Consider the following 2,927-nt stretch of genomic DNA (forward strand, 5'->3'; position numbering starts at 1 on the left):
TCGACGTCCACAACGACGACCCCAAGCCCTTCGTCTGGACCGCCACTGCCGACGAGATCATCGAGAAGGTCCAGCGCGGACGCGTCGCCCTGAAAGCAGTCACTCAAAACTGAGACACACCACTAGACTCCCCGTCCCCCCTTTCAGCCTGACGCGAGCGCAGTCCACCGCTCAATATTCGATGACATCACTCAACCTTCGGTGACACGGGACAGCCGACCCACAGAAGAGAGCGATGAGCCGCTAAAAGGAGGGTTTCCCTCTCCAGCAAGGCGGCCAACAAGCTCCTCTATCTGGGTTCGGCATCCGGGATCCACGCGCTTGCCTTCCGAGCACCTCCCGTGGGCGTCACGCCGGAACAACCGGCGGGCGTCCTTGTACGACTCTGTCGCCCGATCCGCGGTGAGGGCCGATTCGATCAGCCTCACCAGCACGTTCACCGTTAGCCGCCGGTCGGTTTCGGCAGGTCGGCCGAATCGGGCGACAGAGGTACGTCCAGCAGCTCGGGCGCCCGTAGAGATCGAGGAGGTTGAAGGGATGTAACCGAGCGTCAAGCTCAGGGCAGCCAGCCGGTGCAAGTCGGGTCCGGGGAGACTATGGGTGCCGAGAATGCTATCCGTGCGTCGCGGGCCGTCGGCTTCGACGTGCGGCCCGACGCGCTCGTCACGGTGACCTCGCGCTTCCAGCGGATGGCGTGGAAGTACCGGGCCGTGGCGTACGCGACGACGCTGCGGCACGCCGGCGTGCTCTACCAGACGATGTATCTGGTGGCCACGGCGATAGGCCTGGCGCCCTGCGGCCTGGGCAACGGGGACGCCGACATGTCCGCCCGCGTCCTGGGCCTGGACTACCTCAAGGAGTCCTCCGTGGGGCGATTTCCTGCTCGGCACCCCTGGCCCGGACGCCGGGATCGCCGGCGACCCCGGCGAGGAATGGCACATGGTGAACAGCCCGGAATGGTCGCTTCCCGGAGAAGAGTCATTTGCCCCGTGATAAATGTCAGCGAGCCGTCGGAAACTCTGGTGGATGGCCGGCCGGGCAATATGGATATCGCAGCCGGACGGAAAGGAAAGAAAAGCCGGACGGCGACACATTCGCAGGATTGTCGATTCGGGGTGGACTTCATGGACACCCCGGAGTCAGTCGAAGGGAATGCATAACATGAGCATCAACGACATCAAGAACGGTGACGACGCGGAGAAGGCGTTCGACGGTTTCGACGCGGACGAACTGGAGACCCTCGAGGTCGCCCAGGGTGTGGCGCTGCCGGAGATGGGCGCGTCCAGCGGTTCGATCGGTACCTCGTCGTCCTCGTCGAGCACCTGCTCCGCCTGCTGATGCGGATCGGCCGTACCGGCTGATTCACGCACCAAAGGATGAGCCCGCCCGGCCAGCCGACCGGTCGGGTACATGCTTGCGTGTGTTCGCCTACCTGCCGAAGCTCAGTCCTTGACCGCCACGTGGTAAGCGGAAGCCCACAACACGACCGCGGCGGCCAGGCCCACCACAGCCCGTACGGTCTCACTGGAGAGGCCGACGGCGATGAGGCCGAAGCCGACGACCGCGACGACGGTCAGCAGTACGGCTGCCCCCTTGTACTGCCACTGGTCGTAGAGGCCTGCGAGTGGAAAGAAGTGCAGGCCCACGACCAGCGCGATGCCCGCCGGAATGAACGAGGGGTGTCCCGAGGCGTTGGACACGGCGATCACTGCGAAGATGGCCACGACCTCGATGACGTTGACGATGCCGACCCCGCGCGCCCAGTTGTCCGGCAGGCTCACCATGCGGGGCGAGGGCGCGGCGCCCTTGCGATAGGCGAGGACGATCGCCGCCACGGTGAGCGTCCCGGCCGCGATCTCGACGGCCAGGGCGGCGGTCGACGACGCCATGCCCGATGCGCCGGCGAAGGCCCATACCAGGGCGAAAACGGAGAGTACGAGGGTGCCTCGGCGGCGCAGGTTCCGGGTGAGCGCGGCACACTCGGCGTCCGCTGTCGAAGGACTCGACGGGGTTGATGGCGTCGTAGGCGTCATTGGCGGAGAGTACAGCGATCACCCCGAACGGGTGGCTGTTTTCGGCCATGTCCCGGCGTGGTGCAGAAGCGGAATATTCAATTCCGAAACTGTGCGGCGCGATGTCACAGGAAAGGTGACGTACATAAGCGCCCGGCCTTTCGCTCTGTCCTCGGATATTCAGGTCGGCCATATTGGATTCACGTTCTCGATTTCATCCCGGAAGGTGCGAAAGACATGGGGTTTGACACTCCGGAGCGCACTGCTGTGAGGCCGGACTCCGTCGGTTTGACGGGGGTGCTGCGCCTGCCGAAAACTACGTCCGTGCAGGTCAAGCGGCATGGTGGTACTCGTGGAGGACTCCGCCCAGGCGGTCTCGTCGGCGTATGTCGAGGTGGGTGATCTGTTCTTTATCGCTGATCGGTTCGGGTGCCGTGCGCAGGGGTGCTGTTTGTTGCATGGCCTGGTGGGCGCGGTGCTGGTTGTAGAACTGCTCGTACTCGCGCAGGGCGTGCCGCAGGTGGGCCTCGTTGCAGATGAGGGTTCGGTCCAGCAGTTCGTGGCGGCAGGATTGCACCCAGCGTTCCATGATCGAGTTCATCCGTGGCATCTGGACACCAGTGAGCACGGTCTGGATGCCGGCATCGGCGAGGACTTCGTCGATCAGGGGGGTACTTCGCGTCGCGGTCGCGGATCAGGTGCTTCGACTTGACTCCGGCGTCGTCCAGGTCCATGGCCAAGTTCTTGATTGCCTGGGTGACCCAGGACGCGGTTGGATGTGCGGTGGTGCCCAGGATGCGTACGCGGCGGGTGGCGTGTTCGATGGCGGCGAGGACGTAGTGGCGCTGCCCGGTCAGGGTGACGGTCTCGATGAAGTCCATGGCGAGCAGTGCGTCTGCCTGGGAGCGCAGGAAG

The 2,927-nt window shown here is 64.7% G+C and carries 5 protein-coding genes; 3 read left to right on the plus strand and 2 right to left on the minus strand.

Annotation, left to right across the window (positions count from 1 at the left end):
• Positions 1-596 precede the first annotated feature (596 nt).
• Together JWQ81_RS09550 and JWQ81_RS09555 are read left to right on the plus strand one after the other, a co-directional pair.
• A complete protein-coding gene (locus tag JWQ81_RS09550; protein ID WP_297539732.1) occupies positions 597-1,160 on the plus strand; it encodes a nitroreductase family protein in 564 nt (187 codons plus the stop codon).
• Position 1,161: 1 nt separating this feature from the next.
• Positions 1,162-1,338: a thiazolylpeptide-type bacteriocin gene (locus JWQ81_RS09555; RefSeq protein WP_297539735.1), complete on the plus strand. Its 177-nt coding sequence runs from the start codon at positions 1,162-1,164 to the stop codon at positions 1,336-1,338.
• Between the two features lie 104 nt (positions 1,339-1,442).
• Here the strand turns inward: JWQ81_RS09555 and JWQ81_RS09560 are convergent, their stop codons facing one another.
• Positions 1,443-2,033, minus strand: coding sequence for a hypothetical protein (locus tag JWQ81_RS09560; protein WP_297539737.1), 591 nt, complete (start codon positions 2,031-2,033; stop codon positions 1,443-1,445).
• A 310-nt stretch (positions 2,034-2,343) separates the two neighbouring features.
• Entirely contained in the window at positions 2,344-2,601 is a 258-nt protein-coding gene (locus tag JWQ81_RS09565) for an integrase core domain-containing protein (RefSeq protein WP_297539739.1), read from the minus strand.
• Here JWQ81_RS09565 and JWQ81_RS09570 point away from each other — a divergent pair.
• Positions 2,600-2,927: hypothetical protein (locus tag JWQ81_RS09570; protein WP_297539741.1), on the plus strand; the 328-nt coding region annotated here is incomplete at its 3' end. The two genes, JWQ81_RS09565 and JWQ81_RS09570, sit on opposite strands and share 2 nt — an antisense overlap.

Origin of the sequence: Amycolatopsis sp., from assembly GCF_025464955.1 — a bacterium.
Lineage (GTDB): Bacteria > Actinomycetota > Actinomycetes > Mycobacteriales > Pseudonocardiaceae > Amycolatopsis.

Excerpts from the sequence above, each read along its gene's own strand:
- JWQ81_RS09560 (WP_297539737.1), bottom strand. The coding sequence starts at position 2,033 with ATGACGCCTACGACGCCATCAACCCCGTCGAGTCCTTCGACAGCGGAC.
- JWQ81_RS09550 (WP_297539732.1), top strand. The coding sequence starts at position 597 with ATGGGTGCCGAGAATGCTATCCGTGCGTCGCGGGCCGTCGGCTTCGAC.
- JWQ81_RS09555 (WP_297539735.1), top strand. The coding sequence starts at position 1,162 with ATGAGCATCAACGACATCAAGAACGGTGACGACGCGGAGAAGGCGTTC.
- JWQ81_RS09565 (WP_297539739.1), bottom strand. The coding sequence starts at position 2,601 with ATGGAACGCTGGGTGCAATCCTGCCGCCACGAACTGCTGGACCGAACC.